This window comes from Kribbella sp. NPDC050820, from assembly GCF_040653975.1.
Lineage (GTDB): Bacteria > Actinomycetota > Actinomycetes > Propionibacteriales > Kribbellaceae > Kribbella.
In genome coordinates this window covers 1-21,409 of sequence record NZ_JBFAHB010000032.1, presented here as the reverse complement: position 1 = coordinate 21,409, position 21,409 = coordinate 1, and the positions used below count along the sequence as shown (strand labels likewise).

Here is a 21,409-nt window from a genome sequence, read left to right as displayed (position 1 = left end):
AGGCCCGGACTGTGGGAAACCTCAGCAAAGGTGTGCGGGAATTACCCTTCCCGCTTGTTGGTCCGGCGCTGGTATGAAGGAGGCATGACAGCGTCAACGACCCGCCCGGTGATCCTCACCGTGGACGACGACCCCGGCGTTTCCCGGTCGATCGCCCGTGACCTCCGCCGTCGGTACGGCGAGGACCACCGCATCGTGCGGGCGGAGAACCCCGGGCAGGCGCTGGACGCCCTGCGCGAGCTCAAGCTCCGGGGCGAGCCGGTGGCGCTGCTGCTGGCCGACTACCGGATGCCGCAGATGTCCGGGATCGAGTTCCTCGAGGCCGCGATGGATCTGTTTCCGCTCGCGCGCCGCGTGCTGCTCACTGCGTACGCCGACACCGACGCGGCCATCCAGGCGATCAACGTGGTCGACCTCGACCACTACCTGCTGAAACCGTGGAACCCGCCGGAGGAGAAGCTCTACCCGGTGGTCGACGCGATGCTCGACCTGTGGAAGTCGACCCCGGAGCCGTCCACCGACGAGACCCGGGTGATCGGCCACCGCTGGTCGGCGCCGTCGTTCGCGGCCCGCGACTTCCTCGCCCGCAACGCCGTGCCGTACCGGTGGTACGGCGTGGACGAGGACGAGAGCAAGCGGCTGCTGGAGGCAGCCGGGGTGGACGGATCGACGCTCCCGGTGATCATCACGCCGGACGGCACGGTCATGGTGGCGCCGAGCGAGTCCGACCTGGCCACCAAGGTGGGGCTGTCGACCGCGCCGGCCTCGGAGTTCTACGACCTCGTCGTCGTCGGTGGCGGTCCGGCGGGTCTCGGCGCGGCCGTGTACGGCGCCAGCGAGGGGCTGCGGACGGTGCTGGTCGAGCAGTTGGCGACCGGCGGCCAGGCGGGTCAGTCGAGCCGGATCGAGAACTACCTGGGCTTTCCCGACGGTGTTTCGGGTGCACAGTTGACCGACCGGGCCCGTCGTCAGGCGGTGCGGTTCGGCGCCGAGCTACTGACGGCACGGCAGGTGGTCGGCCTGGAGACCCTCGGGTCCGCGCGCAAGCTGAGGTTCTCGGACGGCAGCGAGATCTCGTCGCACTCGGTGATCCTGGCGACCGGCGTCTCGTACCGGACGCTGGACGCCCCCGGCGTGGACGACCTGTGCGGCCGGGGCATCTACTACGGCTCCGCGACGACCGAGGGTCCCAGCTGCGCCGGCCAGGAGGTCTACATCATCGGCGGGGCGAACTCCGCCGGCCAGGCCGCGGTGTACTTCTCGAAACACGCCAAACGCGTGCATATGCTGGTGAGAGGACCATCGCTGACGGCGACGATGTCGTCGTACCTGATCAATCAGATCGACGAGATCGACAACATCGAGGTCCACACCTGTACGCAGGTGGTCGACTGCAAGGGCTCCGACCACCTCGAACGGGCAACCCTGCGGAACAGTGTGACCGGTGAGTCGCGCGAAGTGGACACGGAGTGGATGTTCGTGTTCATCGGCGCGGCCCCACGGACGGACTGGCTGCCGGGTGACCTGCTCCGCGACGAGCGCGGTTTCGTGCTCACCGGGCCGGACCTGCACGGCAAGCCGCCGGGCTGGGCGCTGGAGCGGGAGCCGTACCACCTGGAGACGAGCATGCCGGGCGTGTTCGCCGCCGGGGATGTGCGGGCCGAGTCGGTGAAGCGGGTCGCCTCCGCGGTCGGCGACGGAGCGATGGCCGTGACACTGGTGCACCGATACCTGGAGATGCTCTGATGACTGTCGAGACCGAGCCGCGCCGGCTGACCCCGGACGAGTTGCGCACGCTCTTCCTGTTCGAGTCGCTGACCGACGAGCAGTTGCAGTGGCTCTCCGACGCCGGGTACGTCGAGTCGGTGCAGGACGGGATCGTGTTCAGCGAGGGAGACCCGGCCACCTGCTGCTACGTGCTGCTGTCCGGTGAGCTGCGGCTCTGCAAGCTGTCCCACGGTGAAGAGGTCGAGATCAACCGGACCCGCCAGCGCGGGGTCTACGCCGGTGCCTTCAATGCCTTCTTCGGCGCCACCGACCACAAGACCTACACGGCGACGATGCGGGTGACCGAGCCGTCGGAGTTCTACGTGATCGGCGCCGAGACCATGGCGACGATGATGAACACCTGGTTCCCGATGGCGGTGCACCTGATCGAGGGCTTCATCATGGGCATGCGCCGGACCAACGAGACGCTGGGGGAGCGCGAGCGGCTGCTCGCCCTCGGCTCGTTGTCGGCCGGCCTCACGCACGAGCTCAACAACCCGGCCGCGGCGGCGGTCCGGGCCGCGGCGACGCTGCGGCAGCGGGTCGCCGGCATGCGGTCCAAGCTGGCGATGCTTGCCGACGGCACCTTGGATGCGACCAAGCTGCACCAGATCGTCGAGCTGCAGGAGGCGGCGGTCGAGCGGCTGGACAAGACCAAGGACAAGGACATCTCCCCGATGGAGCTGTCCGACGCCGAGGACTCGCTGACCGACTGGCTGGACGACCACGACGTTCAGGCCAGCTGGGATGTCGCGCCGGTGCTGGCCGCGGCGGGTCTCGACGTGCCGTGGATGGAGGAGGTGCTGGCCGCGGTCGGGCCGAAGTACCTCGAGGGTGCCGTGCGGTGGCTGATGTACACGATCGACACCGAGTCGCTGATGAACGAGATCGACGACTCCGTCACCAGGATCTCGACCCTCGTTGGCGCCGCGAAGCAGTACTCGCAGATCGACAGAGCGCCGTACCAGATCGTCGACCTGCGTGAGTTGCTGAAGTCGACGCTGGTGATGATGTCGGGGAAGCTGCAGGGGTACGAGGTGGTGAAGGACTTCGATCCGGAGCTGCCGCCGATCCCGGCGTACGCCGCCGAGCTCAACCAGGTGTGGACCAACATCATCGACAACGCGGTCAGCGCGATGGGCGGGTCGGGCACCCTGACGATCCGGACGAAGAGGGACGGCGCCTACGCGGTCGTCGAGATCGGCGACACCGGCCCGGGCATCCCGCGGGAGATCCGCAACCGCATCTTCGAGCCGTTCTTCACCACCAAGCCGATCGGCGAAGGCACCGGCCTAGGCCTCGACATCTCCTGGCGCATCGTGGTCAAGAAACACCACGGCGACCTCCGCGTCGAGTCCCAGCCCGGCAACACCCGCTTCAAGATCGTCCTCCCCCTGGATCCCGAAAAAGAGCTAGAAACCGACCCCGACCTCCTCACCTAGCCCGGCGGTTCTTCGCTCCTCTAGAATCCGTCCGGCGTCGACGGCGTGTGGCACGTACTCGTCGTACAGCGTGAAGCCCGCCATCACGGTCCACTCGTCCCGCCTCGAGCAAGCGAACCACCTCCACCCGAGCAGCACGACCGGACCGGAGCACGACGTTCACCTGGCGACGAGCCGTCGTACCGCGGAAGACTCAGCGTGCCAGGAACCGTCCACCCACCCGATGCGGTGTCCCGCGTCGTTCGCCAGCACCAGCAGGATCGCTTGACGCATGCGCTCGATCAGCTGCTCCAGCTCATCCCGGCGCAAGCACACCGGAACGCTCCCGCTTACCTGCTCAGCCCCATCCTCTTCCCGGTCGAGGACCCGGACGACACCTGATCGGCACCAGTTGATCGAGCGCGACCTGCGGATGCTCGTCAGGCTTGGCTTTCCTCGGTCGGGGGTTGAGGAGTGTCGTTGCGGTCGGAGTCCGGCTGCGCGCCATCGTCGTGGCGGATCTCCTGCCCACGTACGTCGACGTCACCACGCTCGAGAGCCTCGTTCACCTCGGTATCAGTGACCTCAGCCGGATCCTCATGCGTCACCGGAGTCAACCCCTCGTAGGGCCCACTGGGACTGGTCATAGCTGTCTCTCCATTCCTGACTGCTGTCCAACTCCCAGTGCCCAGCAACAGACACATCCACTCAGCCCCCGCACCCGCGGACAGCCCCCTGTCACATCTCCCCACCGCGATCCGTCAACCCGACATACACCGAGATCACCAGGAGAACACCATGCACACGACACAACACCCAGCCGCCCCGCAAACCACCGCCGCACCCGCCACCCCAGACGCAGAGGCGGGTGTGGGAGTTGTGCGGATCCACACGTACGCGGTTGATCCCGACAAGCTGGATGAGTTTCTCGAGCGACGAGCGAAGGTGATCGGGGTGATCCGGGACGCGCACCCCGGGCTGACCTCGACGCAGCTTGTCCGGCTCGAGGACGGGACCTACACCGACACATGGCGGTGGGAGTCGTTCCCGGCGATGGCAGCCGCCTTCCCACTGGCCCAGTCACCGGAAGCAATAGCCGCCTGGTCCCTGGTCTCCGCCCCACCCACCGCCACCAACGCCCAGATCATCGACGAGCGCTGACCGCACAGCATGCAGTTGGTTGGTTAGGGAAGTTCTAGTTGGAGTTCGGTTAGCCAGTGGGATTCGTCTTCGCCGTTGGCTTCGAGGAAGTGGTGGCGCCAGCGGGGGGATTGGAGGAGGTTGTGGTGGTCGTTGGACTCGGCCCAGTGGGCTAGAGCCTGGTAGGCGGTGGCGATTCCGGATATCGGGCCCTCGTGGATGGTTGAGGCCACCTCGACGGCCGGCAGTGAGCGGGTCTCGAGGCCGGGAACCGAGTCAGCGGGTACGGCGTACCCGGCGATGACCTCGACCGTTGGGCCGCCGTCCGTCGAGACGAAACGAGCCACGGGCGTGGTCCGGTCGGCATACACGGCCTCCATCCGCTCGATCACCTGGCCGAACAGATCCCGCAGTACGTGGCCGGTGCTCTGTGGGCTTGCATCGGCTGCGGTCGCGGAGAGGGACGCGATCGTCAGTGCGTCGGCTTGTTTGATTTCGATCGTCGCGTTCATGCGGTTCTCCTGCTCGATCAGTCGGAGTCTCGCTGTCACTCGGTCGAGGACGTGCCGGTCGTGCCGCATCCGGCGTTCGAACTCGGCCTGCCGTAGCCGCAGCATCCCCTTCATCTCCGCGGGGTCCACGCCTTCACCGAGCAGCCGGCCGACCTCGTCGAGGCTGAACCCGAGCCCTTTGAGGGCGACCAGACGATTCAGGGTCGCCAGCTGCGCGACGTCGTACGAGCGTCGGCCGCTGTGCGGATCGACGTACGCAGGCTTGAGTACGCCGATGGCGTCGTAGTGCCGCAGCATGCGCGTCGATACTCCGCCGAGGCGAGCGAATTCTCCGATGTTCACCATGACACCCCCGACTCTCTGCCTTGACACAGTGTCAACTGCAAGGTCAGCGGAGTGCGGTGCCTTGGGTGTGCGAGAGCAGGCTCAGGTCGTCGCGAGTGGGGAGGGACTCCCAGTCGCCGGTCGCGGTGACGCAGAAGGCGCCGGACGTGGTGGCGCGGTCGAGGCGGTGTTCGGGGGAGAGGCTGTCGAGGGTTCCGGAGAGGTAGCCGGAGACGAACGCGTCGCCGGCGCCGATGCTGTCGACGACGGTGACAGGGAGGGCCGCACGGTGGATCGTGCTGTCGGCGGTGTGCGTCCAGGCGCCCTTGCCACCGGCGGTCACGACAATCTCGGTGATGCCGGTGTCCAGCAGGGCGCGAACTGGTTCGGCGGCGTCGGTGAGGATGTCGAGCTCGTCGTCGGACGCGAAAACCGTGTGTACGAAGGGAAGTAGCTCACGCAGCGCAGTCGCCGCGTCGGTGCGTGACCACAGGCGAGCGCGGTAGTTGACGTCCAGCGACACGCGTACGTCGGACTCCGCAGCAGCACGTACGACGTCCAGCGTCGCAGCCCGCGTGGCCTCGGACAGGGCAGGCGTGATGCCGGTGACATGCAGGAGCCGAGGCGTGGACGCTTCCAACGCGGCGACGCACTCCGTAATGGTCAGCGTGGAACCGGCCGAGCCGCGGCGGTGGTAGCTGACCCGGGTGATGTCGTGCGACGGCTGGTCGAACGCGATGAACCCGGTGAAAGACTCGTCCGAGAACCGGAGCCACCGCGTGTCCACACCCTCGGCCCGCAGTGTGCGCTGGATCAGCCGACCGGGCTCGTCGTTGCCCACGGCACCCAGCCAGGCGGCCTGGTGCCCGAGCCGCGACAACCCGATCGCGACGTTGCTCTCCGACCCGGCGATCGACAGGTGCGCATCACCGCCGAGCCGCATCGGACGAGCAGTCCGCAACGAAACCATCGTCTCGCCGATGGTCAGGAGATCAGTCATCGGTCTACTCCAGAGAAAGCGGTCGGCATAGAAAGCGATCGGCGCGGAGGTTGCCCACCGAACCCGGGGGTTGCCCCCTGGGATTTTGCCGTGGCAACCCCCGGTTCGCGGGGTTAACCCTTCGGGTTGGGGGTTGTCGGGGCGGGGTGGGGGTTGCCTATACGGTTTGGGGGTTGCCCCCTGGGATTTTGCTGTGGCAACCCCCGGTTCGCGGGGTTAACCCTTCGGGTTGGGGGTTGTCCGGGCGGGCTGGGGGTTGTCCGGGCGGATTGGGGGTTGCCTGTGCGGGTTGGGGGTTGCGCGGGGTGCGGGTGGTGGGTCGGTGGGTTTAAGGGGTGGGTGGGGTTACGGCGGTTAGGAAGGATTTGGCTCGGGTGGCTAGTTCGGATTGGGGGCCGCCGGTGGCGGCGTTGCCTAGGAGGGGGGAGGCTACGCCGACTGCCAGGGCCCCGGCGGCCAGGTACTCGGGGGCGGATTCGGCGTCGACGCCGCCGACTGCGATCAGCGGGGCGTCGGGGAGTGGGGCGCGCAGCTCGCGGAAGTAGCTGGGGCCGTAGACCTTGGCGGGGAAGATCTTGACCGCGGTGGCGCCGAGGTCGAGGGCGGCGACGACCTCGGTGGGGGTGAGGGCGCCGCAGAGCAGGGGAAGACCGAGTTCGACGCTGCGGTGCGCGCCGCGGGTGATCGCGGGCGTGACCGCGAACCCGGCGCCGGCGGCGGCGACCTCGTCGGCCTGGGAGGGTGTGATGACGGTGCCCGCGCCGATCAGGATCGACGGGTCGTACGTCGAGCGCGCCTTAGCGATCGCCTCGACCCCGCCGGGTGTGGTCAGGGATACCTCGAGGGCGGTGATCCCCGCCTCGACCAGGGTGTGGATGCACTCCAGGGCGCGGTCGGGGTCGTCGGTGCGGATGATGGCCAGCACCTTGCGGCGCCGGAGCTCGGCAAGCAGATCCATGGTTCCTCCTCGGGGTCCACGCTATTGGATCGGTCCAGACATAGGACGTCCCATGTCATCGGTTTTGGACGCGCGGAAGTGGATAAATTACGAGGTGAACAACCGCCCCGTTGTTTACTTTCAGTTTTGGAGGCATCCGCCCATGCCCACCCGACTTCCACTCCTCGCCGCGCTCGCCCTGCTGGTCCCCGCGCTTCCGGCAGCCGCGAGCCCACCGCCCGACGAGACCACCCAAGCCCTGACGGCGATCGCCCAAGGCACGATGGCAATCACCCAGACCGTCCTCTTCAACAAGGGAGACGCGGGGTACGGCTGCTACCGGATCCCCGCGATCGTGAAGACCAAAGCCGGCACGCTGCTCGCCTTCGCCGAGGCCCGGCGAGCCTGGTGTGCGGACTCGCAGGAGATCGACCTGGTGATGCGCCGGTCCGACGACGACGGCCGGACCTGGTCGGCGACGCAGACCGTGCTCTCCGGCACTGACTCCGACCCGAACGCGGTGGCGACCCGCGGCAACCCGGCGCCGATCGTCGACTACGAGACCGGCCGGATCGTCCTGCTGAGCACGATGGACCCCGGTACGACGAGCCGGCCGCGGACGCCGTACGTGCAGACCAGTGATGACGACGGCCGGACCTGGAGCACGGCCCGCAACATCGGCGACCAGATCGACGACCCGGCCTGGGGCTGGTACGCCACCGGGCCGGTGCACGGCATCCAACTGACGCGTGGTGCGCATGCCGGGCGGTTGGTGGCCGGGACCAACTACGACAACGGCAGCGGTCGTGCGGCCGGGCAGTTGGTGTACAGCGACGACAGTGGCGAGACCTGGCACAAGGGGGCGACCGACCTGCGGTCCGATGGCGCCGTACCGCAGGAGATCAGCGTCGTCGAGAAGGTGGACGGTGGCGTCTACGCAATTGCCCGCAACAACGCCGGTGCTGCCGGGGCCAGCCGGATGTCTGCGGTGAGCAACGACGGCGGGCAGACGTACGTCGCGCCGTACGCGACTATCGCCGGCCTGACCACTCCAGTGGTGCAGACGTCGCTGCAGCGGTTGCGGGCCGTGGATCGCGGTGACAAGTACAACCGCATCCTGTTCGCCGGGCCGGCCGATCCGGAGCGGCGGCGGTACATGACGATCCGGTCCAGCTTCGACGAAGGCAAGACCTGGCAGTCCGTGGCCGAAGGCACCAGGATCACCAGCGACTGGTCCGGGTACTCCGACATGGCGATCCTGGACACCGGTGAGATCGGGCTGCTGTATGAAGGCGGCACGGTCGACGCGCGCGACCAGGTCCGGTTCGCCCGGTTCACCGAGAACGACATCGGCCACCCGGACGCGCCCCTCGGCACGACGACACCGGACGTCTCCGGGCTCGGCAACCACAGCTACCTGCGCGGCGGGACGATCTCGGTCACCGGCAAGTTCGGGCAGGCGCGCGACCTCGACGGCGTCGACGACGCGATCCAGTTGCCGTTCGCGGAGTCGCTCGCGGTCGGCGGCGGTGACTTCACCGCGATGGCGTGGATCAAGTACGGCGCGAGTACGGCGAACCAGGCCATCTTCTGGGCTTACGGCATCAACGAGTTCTCGCAGTTCTGGCTGCGGGCCGAGCCCGCGGACAGCCGCATCCGCGGACTGATCACCACCAACGGCAACACCGCGTCCGTCGCCACGACCAGCGCCTACAACAACAACGCCTGGCACCACGTCGCCCTGCAGCGCAAGGTGGGCACGCTGTCGATCTGGGTCGACGGAGTACAAGCCGCCAGCGTTACGGCGCCGGCCGGCTCGGTCAGCCCGGCGCGGCCGTTCAAGATGTACGTCGGCCAACGGCTCGACGGAGCGCATCACTTCGACGGCTCGATGGACGAGGTCCGGATCTACAAGCGGGCACTGACCGCGACAGAGATCAACAGCATCCGCATGACGAACAGCACCGCGGTCGCAAACGTCGTACTCGATCTGCCGCTCGGGTAGCGCCATCACACTGGCCTGGCGGAGACCGTCAACCGCCAGGCCAGCTTGCCACTCGGCGGTACGACGGCCGCGTCCTCCGGACCGGCCTCCGCAAGGTCGAACACCCGCCCGAGCATCGGTTCCACACCCAGGCTCCGGTACGGCGCCTCGTCGGGGAATCCGGCCTGGTTACGCCACAACGCCGTCGACACTGGTTCCCCGGGGCAACTCAACTCGAGCTGCAGGAGGGCGCCACGATCGAGGACGGAGACCGTGGGACAGTCGACGAGGATCGCGCCGACCGCGGTCCCGTCGGACGGGCCGTAGGTGTTGAGATCGAGCGGCGTCGGCCAGGTCGTGTCGAGCCAGGGCGCGTCCGCGGGCCAGGGCGTCGGGAGATAGGGAGCGGCTTCGGGGTAGAGCCTGCAGGGCGTGCCGCCGGGCGCCTGCACCGATGCGCCGACTGCGCAGTCCAGGAGTGCGTGTGCCGCCCACGTGAAGCGGTAGCCCGGCGGTGCCTGCAGGTGGTAATCAGCGGTCACTGAGTCGGTGTCGGACGCGAAGGTCCGGGTCAGGGTGGCATCGCCAAACGTGACCTCGAAGTCCCAGGGTTGGTTCCAGAGACCGCCGTGGTCCGGGGTGCCGCGGACAGTGGGGAAGCACTCGTCGAGCCCGCCCGCGTCGGTGAAGGCGGTGTGGTTCGTGCGGGGTCCGCTCAGGAGGCCGGGACCCTGCCAGAGCCATTCCCGGCCTGCCAGCTGCAGTGACTTCCAGCGGCCGCCGTCCTCCGCATCGATGACTACCATTCGGCGAACGAGCCGTCGGGGTGCGTCCAGACGGGGTTGCGCCAAGCGTGACCGGTCTGGTCGGCGGCTCGGACCGCGGCCTCGTCGACCGTGATTCCCAAGCCAGGCAGGGGATTCCACTCGGCGTGCCCGTTGACCCAGGTGTACGGCGTCGGGTCCGTCACGTACGACGTGAGGTCGCTCGCGAGGTTGTAGTGGATGCCCCGGCTCTGCTCCTGGATGAGGAAGTTCGGCGTCGCGAACGCGACCTGCAGACTCGCGGCCAGCGAGATCGGGCCGAGCGGGCAATGCGGCGCCAGCATCGCGCCATGCGTGTCGGCCAGCACCGCGATGCGGCGCAGCTCCGAGATCCCGCCGGCATGTGACACGTCGGGTTGAACCACGGCGACGCCCGCGTTGAGCGGTGCCACGAAGTCGGAGCGGTGGTAGAGCCGTTCACCCAACGCGAGTGGCACGGTCGACGCACTGACCACTTCGGACAGATGCACCATGTGCTCAGGCAGCACCGGCTCCTCGACGAAGAACGGCTGCAGGTCCTCGACAGCGTGCAGGATCCGCCGCGCACCGGCCACGCCGACCCGGCCGTGCAGGTCGATGGCCACGTCGCGCGTGTCGCCGAGAGCTTCCCGGGCCGCACTCAACCGAGCCACGATGTCCTTGATCTCGGCAACAGAAGGCGACGGCTGGATCAGGCCGCTGCCGTTCATCTTGACCGCGGTCATCCCCGCCTCGACCTGTTCCGCGACCTGGTCGGCCACGGCGGCCGGCTCGTCCCCGCCGACCCAGGCGTAGACGCGGACCCGGTCCCGCACCCGTCCACCGAGCAGTGCGGCGACAGGAGCGCCGTACACCTTGCCGGCGATGTCCCAGAGCGCGTGGTCGAGCCCGGCGACCGCGCTGCTCAGGACGGGGCCGCCGCGGTAGAAGCCGCCCTTCGACAGCACCTGCCAGTGCCGCTCGATCTGCAACGGGTCCTGGCCGATCAGGTACTCCGACAGCGTCTCGATCGCGGTCCGGACGACCTCGGCGCGGCCCTCGACCACGGGTTCACCCCAGCCGACGACGCCGTCGCTCGTCTCGATCCGGCAGAACAACCACCGCGGCGGGACCAGGAAGGTCTCGATCCTCTCGATCTTCACGAGCGGCGTCCCCGGCCCCGGGCCGACGACGATCCACGGACCTCGGTCAAGTCCTCCGCCGCCTTCGCCAGCAGTTCGCGCATGGCTGCCTCCGCGGCACCAGGGTCGCCGGAGCGGACGGCGTCCACCACGCGCTGGTGACTGGGCAGCGGATCATCCGACGGCTTCACCTTGTGCACGAGCCGGTCGCGATCGGCGAGCCCTGTCTCCATGATCACTTCCATCTTGGTCAGCAGCTCGTTCCCCGTCGCCGCCAGCAACGCCCGGTGGAACTTGAGGTCCGCCGCGACCGCCGCGAGGTCGTCCTTCGCCGAGGCCATCTCCTCGAGCGCCGCGTCCAACGCCTCCAGGTGCGTCGACTCCGCACGCAGCGCGGCCAGCCGGGCGGCGGCCGGCTCGACGATGCCGCGCACCTCGTGCAGCTCCTCGAGGAGCTCCGGCCGGACGTCGTCGTCGAAGTGCCAGCGGATCATGTCCGCGTCCAGCAGGTTCCAGTCCGACCGCGGGCGGACGAACGTGCCGCGCTTCTGCCGCGCGTCGACCAGCCCCTTGGCGGTCAGCACCTTCAACGCCTCGCGGACCGCGGTCAAGCTGACGCCGAGGTCGGCCTGCAGCTCGGGCACGTTGATGGTCGCGCCCTCCGGGATCTGCCCGGACAGGATGCGCTGCGCCATCACCTCCACGATCTGCCCGTGCAGTCCCCGCGTCACGCCGCGCTGAATCCCCGTCACACCGCTCTCCCTCATGCCGAGTCCTTCACCGCGGACCAACCACCGTCGACCACCAGGCTGGCAGCCGTCACGTACGACGCTTCCTCCGACAACAGGAACGCCACGACCTGTGCCACCTCGTCCGGCTGCCCGAGCCGGCCGACCGCCGTGGCCTTCGCGCTCTGCTCGCGGCCCTCGGCATCGACGCGGTCCCACATCGCTGTCTCGATCGGGCCGGGCAGCACAGTGTTCACCCGGATGGAGCCGCCGTACTCGACCGCGAGCTGGCGTCCGAGCGCAACCAGGGCGCCCTTGCTTGCCGCGTAGGCAGGGTGTCCCGGCAGGCCGACCAGCGCGTGCACCGACGACACCAGCACGACGGAGGTCAGGTCGTCGTACAGGGTGCGGAAGCCGAGGAACGCGGCGGTGAGGTTCACGTCCAGCTGTCGTTGCCAGGACTCGGCAGTGAGCTCGTGCGCCGGGCGAACGTCGACGAAGACCGCGTTGCTGACGAGTCCGTCGATCGGCCCGAGCTCGTCGCGGCCACGGGACCGAACCTCGGCCCACGTGTCCGGCGACGACACATCACCCAGTACGGCGATCGCGCGGCCCGGCACCTCCTTGCACGGCTGCACGTCGACCTGCACGACCGACGCGCCGTCGGCCAGCAGCCGCTCGACACAGGCCGCGCCGATCCCGGACGCGGCCCCGGTCACCACGATCACCCGCCCCGTCAACCGCACCCGCGCCTCCTCAACAGCCGGCGATCCCGCCAGGCCTCCAACGATGAACGAGGCACCAGTTGACCGTGACGCCGCTGTCCCGTCAAGCGATTTGCTCGTAATTTACGAATTAATATTGACACCCGGGGGCGCTCGCCGCAAGATCGTCCGCAACACACCACTCACTCGACTGGCACATCGCTCAGATGGCCGTCGGGACGATTCCAGGAGTTGGCATGACGGGTCTGGCAGCAGATCGGCGGACTTTCCTCAAGGGACTCGGACTGCTCGGGGCGGCTGCCCTGGTGCCCGGGTGCGCGACCTCGACGAGCAGTCCGGGCAGCGGCAGCGCGGCCACTGGTGAGCTCTCGCTGCAGTCGAACCTCTCCAGCGAGCAGGCGAAGGCCGCGATGGAGAAGCTCGTTGCTGCGTACAACAAATCCGGCGGGTCCCAGGTCAAGCTGAACACGGTCGCGTCGGAGATCTTCCGGACCCAGCTGCCGACGTACCTGACCTCGGCGAGCCCGCCGGACGTCTACACCTGGTACGCCGGTTCGGTCGCGGACTCGTACGCGAAGAAGGACCTGCTGCTCGACGTCACCAGCGTGTGGGACGGCCTGCAGAACTACCCGAAGTCGATGCAGACGCTGTCCACCAGCAGCAACGGGCAGAAGATCTTCGTGCCGACCAGCTACTACTGGTGGGGCATGTTCTACCGGAAGTCGAACTTCGCCAAGTGGGGCGTGACGCCGCCGAAGACCTGGGAGGAGTTCCTGCAGGTCTGCAAGACGATCCAGGGCAAGGGCGTCCCGCCGATCGGCATCGGGCTCGGGGACACGCCGTGGGTCGCGTCGGCCTGGTTCGACTACCTGAACATCCGGATCAACGGGGCGCCGTTCCACCGCCAGCTGCTGGCCGGGCAGGAGCGGTTCGACGACCCGAAGGTGAAGGCGGTCTTCACCAAGTGGCGCGAGGCGCTGCCGTACTTCGACCCGAAGGGCAAGTCGTTCCCGTTCCAGGAGGCGACGTCGGCGCTGCTGGCCGGCAAGACCGGGATGTTCCTGATCGGCACGTTCTTCGCCGACTCGGCGCCGAAGGACGCGCTGGACGACATCGACTTCTTCCAGTTCCCGATCATCGATCCCGCCGTACCGGTCGCCGAGGAAGCGCCGACGGACGGGTACTTCGCGTCGAAGAAGGCGAAGGACCCCGAGGGCGTGAAGAAGTTCATGACGTGGCTGGCGACGGCCGAGGCGCAGGAGATCTACGTGCAGAACTCCTCCGGTACGGCGATCCCGGCGAACCCGGACGGGAAGGCCGCCGACACGCCGCTGGTGGCGAAGGGCAAGGCGATGATCGAGAGCGCCGCCGAGCTGACGCAGTTCTTCAACCGCGACTCCAGCGACGCGCTGCAGCCGACCGCCGACGCCGCCCTCACCAAGTTCCTCGACAAGCCCGACCAGATCGACCAGATCCTGAAGGACTGGCAAGCCGCCGCCCAGAAGGTCTTCCAGGCGTGACTTCCACTCTGACCGAGACGGCTCCCGGCCGGTCCGCACCACGGGCCGGCGGGGGCGCGTCCCGCCGTACCAAACGCTCCGGGCCGCGGCGGGTGTCGCCGTTGATCCTGGTGTTCGTGTTCGTGCCGTTTGCGGTCGAGGCGGTGTGGGTGTTCTGGCCCGCGCTGCAAGGGTTCTGGCTGGCGCTGACGAGCTGGGATGGGTTGTCGGCGCCGACGTTCGTGGGGTTCGGGAACTTCGCCGACATGCCGTCGGACCCGATCTTCCGGACGGCGTTGAAGAACACCGCGATCTGGCTCGTGCTGTTCGGCGGGCTGAGCGTGGTCGGCGGGTTCGGGATGGCGTTGCTGCTGCAGCGGGAGCGACGCGGTGTCGGCATCTACCGGGCCGCGCTGTTCACCCCGGTCGTCTTCTCGCTCGTCGTCACCGCGCTGATCTGGCGCGTCTTTTACCAGCCCGACGGGCTCGTCGACACGATCCTGCGCACGATCGGGCTCGGTGACTTCATCCGCCCGTGGCTCGCCGACCCCGACACCGCTCTGTACGCCGTCATCGTGCCGGCGCTCTGGCGCCAGATCGGCTACGTGATGGTGCTGTACCTGGCCGGCCTCAAGGCGGTCGACCCCGCGCTCTACGAAGCCGCGAAGGTCGACGGCGCCTCGGCCTGGCAGCGGACCCGCTACGTGACGATCCCGCAGTTGAAGGGCGTGAACTCCGTCGTCCTGTCGGTGATCGTGATCGACTCGCTGCGATCCTTCGACATCGTCTGGTCGATGACGAGGGGCGGTCCGTACCACTCGTCGGAGCTGCTCAGCACCTACATGTACTCGACTGCGTTCCAGTCCACCCAGCTCGGCTACGCGTCCGCGCTGGCCGTGGTCATCTTCCTGCTCGCCCTCGCCGTCATCCTCGGCTACCTGATCCGCGCCTTCCGGGAGGAGTCCTGACGTCCTCCTCGACCTGCTGATCGAGGATTCCAACTACTACACGGAGGTAGCGTGTTGAGGTTCACGCTTCGGCGAGACCCGTACGGGCGTCTCTCGGCGTGCGCTGACGGCCCGTCCGGCCGCGATGTTGACTGCCGCGTTCACGTCCGCGTTGGCCCGATGCCCGCAGGCCACGCACCGGAACACCGCTTGGCTCTCGCGGTTCTCCGGTGCGCAGTGCCCGCAGACGCTGCAGGTCCGCGACGTGTACGCAGGGTTGATCTTCTCGACCCGTCCCGCTGCTTTGTGCTCCAGCCGCTGGACGAGCAGTCCCCAGCCGTTGGCCAGGATGCCCCGGTTGAGTCCGGCCTTGGCGCGCCGGCGATTCGGCAGGTAGCCGCCTCGCCGGTCTGGGTCGGGTTTCGGCCTTGGACGGTGTGTCATCTGCGCGATCCGCAAGTCCTCAACCCGGATGACGTCGAAGCGACGGGCGAGGTCGGTGCTGATCTTCTCGACCCAGTCCTTGCGGCGGTCGCGGGCACGGGAGTACAGCCTCGCGATCGCGGCCCTCACCCGGAGGCGCCGGTTGGAGCCGCGGCGGCACCGGGCCAGGCGTTGCTGCAGGTGTCTGAGCCGTTCGCGCTCGCGGTCCGACAGGCTCGGACAGGTCAGGCGGTCGCCGGTCGACAGCGCGGCCGAGACGGTGATGCCGCGGTCCACGCCGACGACCTCACCCGTGCCGGGCGCCGGGATCGGCGCCGGCACGACAGCGAAGGCGAGGTGCCAGCGGCCGGCCCGGTCGCGGGTGACCCGGTACGACTTCGCGTCGGGGATCGCGCGGGACAGGCGGAACCGCACCCAGCCGACCTTGGGCACCAGCACCCGCGCCCACTTCCGGCTCAGCTTCTCGATCCGGGCGGCCTGGGAACCGACGATGCGAAACCCTTCGTGCAGCCCGGCTTTGCGCCAGGTCGGACGCCGATGGGTCCTGGCATAGAAGTTCTTGACGGCCTGCGCGAAGTCCCGCAACGCCTGCTGTTGCACGGTCTGCGACCCGGCCCGCAGCCAACCGAACTCGGCCCTCGCCTCGGTCAGTTGCCGTGCCTGCTCCACAAACCTCGCCGCCGGCGCCTTGTCGGGGGTCCACATCGACCATTGCTCGAGCGCCAAGTTCCACATGTATCGGGCATGCCTGCACTGCCGCAGCAGCGCAGGCTCCTGCGCGCCAGATGGGTACATGCGGAACCTGGACATGCCACCCACTCAATCAGCCGGGACCGACAGTCCCCGATGCACGAAGGGAGGGAGTCGCGGGCGGTTTCGGTTCTGCATCACGGAGCATCCCCGCGGCACCTCAGGTGAACCGCCTCAAGACGTCCGGGTACCACCTGGCGATGGGGTTGATCTCGTTCCTGTGGGTTGCGCCGATCCTGTGGGTGATCGTTATCTCGTTCCGCAGCTTCGACGACGTCGCCGCGAACGGGCTGGGCTCGCTGCCGCACTCGTTCACGTTCTCGACGTACAAGTCGGCGTGGGAGGACGCGGACGAGTTCCGGGCCCTGATCAACAGCCTGCTGGTCACGATCCCGGCGGTGCTCCTGAGCCTGGGGCTGGCGTCGATCGCGGCGTACGGGCTGGCGCGGTACAGCATCCCGTTCCGGCGGACGGTGCTGCTGCTGATGCTGATGGGCAACCTGCTGCCGCCGCAGATCCTGCTGATCCCGATCTCGCGGTTCGTGGAGCTGATCGGGTACTACGACACGCTGATCGCGCTGATCGCCGTCCATGTCGGGTTCGGGCTCGGGTTCTACACGTTCGTGCTGCACGGGTTCATGCGGGACCTGCCGCGGGAGATCCAGGAGGCGGCGACGATCGACGGGGCCGGGCCGGGGAAGATCTACTCGAGCGTGATCCTGCCGCTGACCCGGCCGGCGCTGGCGGCGCTCGGCGCGCTGTCGTTCACCTGGATCTTCAACGACCTGCTCTGGTCGATCACGGTGATCCGGTCCGGCGAGAAGATGCCGGTCACGCCGGCGTTGCTCGGTCTGCAGGGCTTGTTCGTCTCGTCCTGGAACGTGATCGCGGCCGGCACCGTGATCGCCGCGATCCCGACGGTCGCGGTCTTCCTCCGCTTCCAGAAGCACTTCGTCGGCGGCCTCGCGATCGGAGCCGTCAAGTGAGGACCTGGACGCTGCGCGGCCCGAGCACGTCGTACGTCGTCGGCGTCCCCGACCACGACGGGTGGGCCGAACTGGTTGCCTGGGGCCCGCACGCCGTTGCCGAAGGCCCCTCCACTCTCGCCCCCGAAGGCACCGAGCACTTCCTCCCCCGAGCCGACATCCAACCCCTCGAGTACGCCACCCGCGGAGTCCGCTACGGCGCCCCCGTAGACCTGATCGTCGCCGGCCCCGACGGCTCCGACGAGCTCCGCCCAACCTTCGCCGGTGTGCGTGAAGGCGGGGAATTGCAACTGGAGTTCAAGGATGAGGTTCGGTCGGTGTGGCTGGTGCTGCACTACCGGATGGTGGGGGATGTGGTGGAGCGGTGGGTTTCGGTGCACAACGATGGTGCGGACGGGCTCACGTTGTACCGGCATGGGTCGGCCGGGTTTGTGATTCCTGCGCGGGGGCCCGTCAGGTACTTGTGGGGAGAGTGGAACAGCGAGTTCCAGCAGGCTGAGGTCGACCTCGACCGCGGGCGGTTCAGCATCGGGAGTCAGCAGGGGATCACCGGGCACTCCTACTCGCCGTTTCTGTCGGTCGACGGGTACGGCGTGCAGCTCGCGTGGACCGGGTCGTGGGAGATGTCGGCCGAGGTGGACACCACGGGGCAGACCCGGATCCGGGCTGGTCGTGCACCCTCCACGCTCGGGCTGAGGCTCGGCCCTGGGGAGTCGTGGGAGTCGCCGAAGGCCGTCGGGGCGTACAGCTCCGAAGGACCAGACGGCCTCGCCCGCGTCTTTCACGACTACCAGCGCTCCTTCTCCCGTCGCCGTACGCCGAAGGTCCTCTACAACTCGTGGTTCGCCACCGAGTTCGACGTCCGCGCGGAGCACCAGCTCGAACTGGCGCGACGGGCGGCCGCGATCGGTGTGGAGACGTTCGTCGTCGACGACGGCTGGTTCACCGGGCGGACCGACGACAAGCATGGGCTCGGCGGCTGGGAGGTCGATCCGGCCAAGTTCCCTGATGGGCTCGACGCGTTCATCACACAGCTGAAGGACCTCGGACTCGACTTCGGACTGTGGATCGAGCCGGAGTCGGTCAGCCCGGGATCGCAGCTGGCCGCCGAACATCCGGAGTGGATCCTGCGCACCGAGGGCCGCGAGCCACTCCAGGTCCGCAACCAGCTCCTGCTCGACCTGAGCCGGGACGACGTTCGCGAGTTCATCTCGGGCACGCTGCACCACCTGTTGTCGACGTACGACATCAGCTACCTGAAGTGGGACGCGAACCGCCCGCGTCTCGACGCCGGCGACCAGCGTCGCGACCTCGATGGCCGCGTCGTCGCCAACCTGTACGCGATCCTCGACCGGCTCCGCGCCGAGCATCCGCAGGTGTACGTCGAGGGCTGCGCCGGTGGCGGCGCCCGCGTCGACCTCGGGATGGCCGCCCGGGTCGATACGCTCTGGCCGAGTGACAACACCGCCCCGCTGGATCGGCTCAGGATCCAGCGGGGATTCCTCACCGGGTACGCGCCGCACCTGATGAGCTCGTGGGTGACCGATGCCGTCGGCACCCATGACGGCCGCGAGCGGTCGCTGGACTTCCGGTTCCACGTGGCGATGTCCGGCGTGCTAGGGATCGGCGCTGACCTGTCCCGGTGGAACGACGACCAGCTCGAGACGGCACGGCACCACATCGCGCAGTACAAGTCGATCCGCGACGTGGTTGCCAACGGCACCGTTTATCAGCTCGGCGCCGGCCTGCAGTACGTCGGCGCCGACCGGTCGGTGGTGTTTCTGTGGGAGACGGGTGACGGCAACGTGCGCGGGACGTTGCCGACCAGGCCGCGCCGCGTGCCGCTCGTCCAGCTGGACCCCGCGACGAACTACCGGGTGGGAGACGAGGTCCACCCGGGCAGCTACCTGCTGCAGGCCGGCGTCCGCTGGGACGGCTCGGCCGACTCGAACTGCCTGGTCGTCGAAGCACTCGACTGACCGTTCCGCTCAACGGCAGCAAAGGACAACAGATGAAGCGACTATCCGCATTGCTTGCGGCGGCCCTGGTGAGCGCCTCGCTCGTCACCACCACGACAACCTCGGCCAGTGCGACCGGCGTGACCGCGGCGCAGCCCCAGGCCGACGTGCCCAGCCCCACGCCGTACATGGGCTGGAACACGTACTACGGTCTCGCCGGCGACTTCACCGAGGACTCGGTCAAGTCGGTGGCCGACTCGATGGTGAGCCGAGGGCTCGCGAAGGCCGGCTACGACATCGTCTGGCTGGACGGGGGCTGGCAGGCCGACGTACCGCGGAGTGCGGCCGGCGACCTGCAGCCGAACCCGGCCAAGTTCCCGAACGGGCTCGAGCCGCTCGTCGACTACATCCACAGCTTGGGACTCAAGGCCGGTATCTACACCGACGCCGGTCCGTACATCCCGGGCAAGTGTGGTCTCGGCAGCGGTGGTTACTACCAGCGCGACGCGGACCAGTTCGCGGCCTGGGGGTTCGACGCGGTGAAGGTCGACTACCTTTGCGGGATCGCGGCCGACCTGGACCCGAAGACGGTGTTCACCGAGTTCGCCCAGGCGTTGCGGAACAACGCCAGCAACCGGCCGATGATCTTCAACCTGTGCAACCCGGTGACGTCGCCGGACTGGGGCAACTACCCGGAGTCCCAGCAGTCGATCAACTCGTGGACGTACGCGCCCGGGATCGCGCAGTCGTGGCGGACGTACACCGACGTCGGGTTCCTCGGTGACATCAAGTTCAAGGACGTGCTGCGCAACTACGACGCCAACGCGCGGCACCCCGAGGTGGTCAGGCCGGGTGCGTTCAGCGACCCCGACTACCTCGGACCTGAGCTCGGCATGACGGACGAGGAGTTCCGCAGTCAGTTCACGCTGTGGGCCGTGGCCGCGGCGCCGCTCGTCATCGGCAGCGACGTACGCAAGCTGAGTGCGACCTCGATCGCCACCCTGACCGACCCCGACGTGATCGCGATCAACCAGGACAAGGCCGCGGTTCAGGCGGTCCGTGTCGGTGCCGCGGGTACGACGGAGACGTGGGTCAAGCGACTCGCGGACGGCAGCCGGGCGGTCGTGCTGCTGAACCGTGGCGACTCCGCGAAGACGATCACCACGACGGCAGGCGCGGTCGGCCTGAGCGGGGACCGGTTCACGCTGAAGAACGCGTGGACCAACGCGGTGACCGAGAGCGCGGGCACGATCAGCGCGGCGGTTCCGGCCCACGGTACGGCGCTCTTCCGCGTGCAGCCCGCCACGGGTCTGCCGGCCATCCCGCACGTGACCGCCGGGATTCCGCAGGTGACCAAGGTCGGGACCGACGCACAGCCCGAGGGAGTTGCGCCGGTGGTTGCCGGTGGCGACGAGCTGACAGTTCAGGTTGCCGTCCGCAACGACGGCGTGCTGCCAGTGTTCAAGCCGGCCGTGAAGGTTGCCGGTGGCACCGGGTGGACGGTGAAGGCGTTGACCAAGTCCCCGGGCCTGCTCGCCAGCGGTCAGCAGGCGACGTTCGCCTTCACTGTGAAGCTTCCCGCCGGCGCCCCGGCCGGGTCCGCGAGTCTCACAGCGACGACGTCGTACGAGACCCTCGGGTACGGCGTCCAGCGGCAGACAACCGTGTCGCCGGTGATCGTCGCGCCGGAACCGCCGGACGGTACGGTCGCGCTCTCGCACCACGACTGGATCAGCGCGACCAGCGGCTGGATGTCGCCGACGATCGACGAGAGTGTCGGTGGTGGCAACCCGATCAAGCTGGTCGGCACGACGTACGCGACCGGGATCGGGGTGGCGTCGCCGTCGACCGTGCGGTACTACCTGGGCAAGGCGTGCACGCGGCTGACCGGAGTGGTCGGGATCGACGACGCCGTACGCAACGTCGGGCCGGAGGGTGGTACGGCGACGTTCCAGGTGATCGGTGACGGGAAGGTGCTGTACGACAGCGGGGTCGTGGACCGCGACAACCGAAGTCGATCGACGTCGACCTGACCGGCGTACGCGTCCTCGACCTCTTCGTCGGCGACGCCGGCGACGGCGGCTACAACGACCGAGCCGACTGGGCCGACCCAACGGCAACCTGCTAGGCCCGCATTCGAGGGGATAACCCCTGAGCTTGTCCCTTCTCCCTCCGTATACGAGGGGAGATGGGACAACGCGAGGGGTTATCCGGCTCTTGTGACTGATGTGTGGTTGGTATGGCGGGTGTGCTGGTCTGGCTGGGCCGTGGGTGAGTCTGCGGTGGCGGCGAGACGGGAGGGCATGCATTTCGACAGGTAGTGCCGGGTCGACGGTGGTGCGGTTGAGCGCCGTCGGGTCGGC

The 21,409-nt window shown here is 68.3% G+C and carries 18 protein-coding genes and 1 pseudogene; 10 read left to right on the top strand and 9 right to left on the bottom strand.

All coding sequences use genetic code 11. The annotated features are described in order from the left end of the window. Positions 1-84: 84 nt before the first annotated feature. The 3 genes from AB0H36_RS25365 to AB0H36_RS25355 all read left to right on the top strand — a co-directional run bounded on the left by AB0H36_RS25365 (position 85) and on the right by AB0H36_RS25355 (position 3,590). Entirely contained in the window at positions 85-1,746 is a 1,662-nt protein-coding gene (locus tag AB0H36_RS25365) for an FAD-dependent oxidoreductase (RefSeq protein ID WP_360528124.1), read from the top strand. Continuing rightward, positions 1,746-3,209 (top strand): ATP-binding protein, encoded by a 1,464-nt coding sequence (locus AB0H36_RS25360; protein WP_360528121.1) that lies wholly within the window; start codon positions 1,746-1,748, stop codon positions 3,207-3,209. Before AB0H36_RS25365 ends, AB0H36_RS25360 begins: the two co-directional genes overlap by 1 nt. A gap of 198 nt (positions 3,210-3,407) precedes the next feature. Continuing rightward, a complete protein-coding gene (locus tag AB0H36_RS25355) occupies positions 3,408-3,590 on the top strand; it encodes a hypothetical protein (protein WP_360528118.1) in 183 nt (60 codons plus the stop codon). A gap of 38 nt (positions 3,591-3,628) precedes the next feature. On the opposite strand, the gene AB0H36_RS25350 is transcribed toward AB0H36_RS25355, so the two are convergent. Further along, positions 3,629-3,835, bottom strand: a complete 207-nt coding sequence (locus AB0H36_RS25350) for a hypothetical protein (RefSeq protein WP_360528115.1) — start codon at positions 3,833-3,835, stop codon at positions 3,629-3,631. A gap of 151 nt (positions 3,836-3,986) precedes the next feature. Here AB0H36_RS25350 and AB0H36_RS25345 point away from each other — a divergent pair, with 151 nt between their 5' ends. Beyond that, entirely contained in the window at positions 3,987-4,349 is a 363-nt protein-coding gene (locus AB0H36_RS25345; protein WP_360528112.1) for an antibiotic biosynthesis monooxygenase, read from the top strand. 23 nt (positions 4,350-4,372) lie between these two features. On the opposite strand, the gene AB0H36_RS25340 is transcribed toward AB0H36_RS25345, so the two are convergent. The 3 genes from AB0H36_RS25340 to AB0H36_RS25330 form a co-directional block, all read right to left on the bottom strand. Further along, positions 4,373-5,182: a MerR family transcriptional regulator gene (locus AB0H36_RS25340; protein WP_360528109.1), complete on the bottom strand. Its 810-nt coding sequence runs from the start codon at positions 5,180-5,182 to the stop codon at positions 4,373-4,375. A 46-nt stretch (positions 5,183-5,228) separates the two neighbouring features. Further along, positions 5,229-6,164, bottom strand: coding sequence for a sugar kinase (locus AB0H36_RS25335; RefSeq protein ID WP_360528106.1), 936 nt, complete (start codon positions 6,162-6,164; stop codon positions 5,229-5,231). A 328-nt stretch (positions 6,165-6,492) separates the two neighbouring features. Further along, positions 6,493-7,122, bottom strand: a complete 630-nt coding sequence (locus AB0H36_RS25330) for a bifunctional 4-hydroxy-2-oxoglutarate aldolase/2-dehydro-3-deoxy-phosphogluconate aldolase (protein WP_360528103.1) — start codon at positions 7,120-7,122, stop codon at positions 6,493-6,495. A gap of 142 nt (positions 7,123-7,264) precedes the next feature. On the opposite strand from AB0H36_RS25330, the gene AB0H36_RS25325 reads away from it, so the two are divergent. Next, positions 7,265-9,106 carry a sialidase family protein gene (locus AB0H36_RS25325; protein WP_360528100.1) on the top strand — a complete coding sequence of 614 codons (1,842 nt, stop codon included), beginning with the start codon at positions 7,265-7,267 and terminating at the stop codon, positions 9,104-9,106. Positions 9,107-9,111: 5 nt separating this feature from the next. Here the strand turns inward: AB0H36_RS25325 and AB0H36_RS25320 are convergent, their stop codons facing one another. The 4 genes from AB0H36_RS25320 to AB0H36_RS25305 are packed head-to-tail and all read right to left on the bottom strand — an operon-like array spanning position 9,112 to position 12,483. Further along, a complete protein-coding gene (locus AB0H36_RS25320) occupies positions 9,112-9,891 on the bottom strand; it encodes a hypothetical protein (RefSeq protein ID WP_360528097.1) in 780 nt (259 codons plus the stop codon). Continuing rightward, positions 9,885-11,030, bottom strand: a complete 1,146-nt coding sequence (dgoD, locus tag AB0H36_RS25315; protein WP_360528094.1) for a galactonate dehydratase — start codon at positions 11,028-11,030, stop codon at positions 9,885-9,887. Before dgoD ends, AB0H36_RS25320 begins: the two co-directional genes overlap by 7 nt. After that, the gene (locus AB0H36_RS25310) at positions 11,027-11,776 is read right to left on the bottom strand and encodes a FadR/GntR family transcriptional regulator (RefSeq protein WP_360528091.1); all 750 of its coding nucleotides are present in this window, start codon (positions 11,774-11,776) and stop codon (positions 11,027-11,029) included. Before AB0H36_RS25310 ends, dgoD begins: the two co-directional genes overlap by 4 nt. Next, a complete protein-coding gene (locus AB0H36_RS25305; RefSeq protein WP_360528088.1) occupies positions 11,773-12,483 on the bottom strand; it encodes an SDR family NAD(P)-dependent oxidoreductase in 711 nt (236 codons plus the stop codon). The genes AB0H36_RS25310 and AB0H36_RS25305 overlap by 4 nt, the downstream gene beginning before the upstream one ends. 215 nt (positions 12,484-12,698) lie before the next feature. Here AB0H36_RS25305 and AB0H36_RS25300 point away from each other — a divergent pair, with 215 nt between their 5' ends. Both AB0H36_RS25300 and AB0H36_RS25295 read left to right on the top strand, forming a co-directional pair. Next, positions 12,699-13,982, top strand: a complete 1,284-nt coding sequence (locus AB0H36_RS25300; protein WP_360528084.1) for an extracellular solute-binding protein — start codon at positions 12,699-12,701, stop codon at positions 13,980-13,982. After that, complete coding sequence (locus AB0H36_RS25295; RefSeq protein WP_360528081.1) at positions 13,979-14,929, top strand: sugar ABC transporter permease; 951 nt, start codon at positions 13,979-13,981, stop codon at positions 14,927-14,929. Before AB0H36_RS25300 ends, AB0H36_RS25295 begins: the two co-directional genes overlap by 4 nt. 36 nt (positions 14,930-14,965) lie before the next feature. Here AB0H36_RS25295 and AB0H36_RS25290 read toward each other — a convergent pair whose 3' ends face one another. Next, positions 14,966-16,147, bottom strand: a complete 1,182-nt coding sequence (locus AB0H36_RS25290; RefSeq protein WP_360528335.1) for a transposase — start codon at positions 16,145-16,147, stop codon at positions 14,966-14,968. Between the two features lie 119 nt (positions 16,148-16,266). Here AB0H36_RS25290 and AB0H36_RS25285 point away from each other — a divergent pair, with 119 nt between their 5' ends. The 3 genes and pseudogenes from AB0H36_RS25285 (at position 16,267) to AB0H36_RS25275 (ending at position 21,174) form a co-directional block, all read left to right on the top strand. After that, positions 16,267-17,088, top strand: a complete 822-nt coding sequence (locus tag AB0H36_RS25285) for a carbohydrate ABC transporter permease (RefSeq protein ID WP_360528078.1) — start codon at positions 16,267-16,269, stop codon at positions 17,086-17,088. Further along, positions 17,085-19,067: an alpha-galactosidase gene (locus AB0H36_RS25280; RefSeq protein WP_360528075.1), complete on the top strand. Its 1,983-nt coding sequence runs from the start codon at positions 17,085-17,087 to the stop codon at positions 19,065-19,067. The genes AB0H36_RS25285 and AB0H36_RS25280 overlap by 4 nt, the downstream gene beginning before the upstream one ends. Positions 19,068-19,099: 32 nt before the next feature. Further along, positions 19,100-21,174, top strand: a pseudogene (locus tag AB0H36_RS25275) (NPCBM/NEW2 domain-containing protein). The last annotated feature ends 235 nt before the right edge of the window (positions 21,175-21,409 follow it).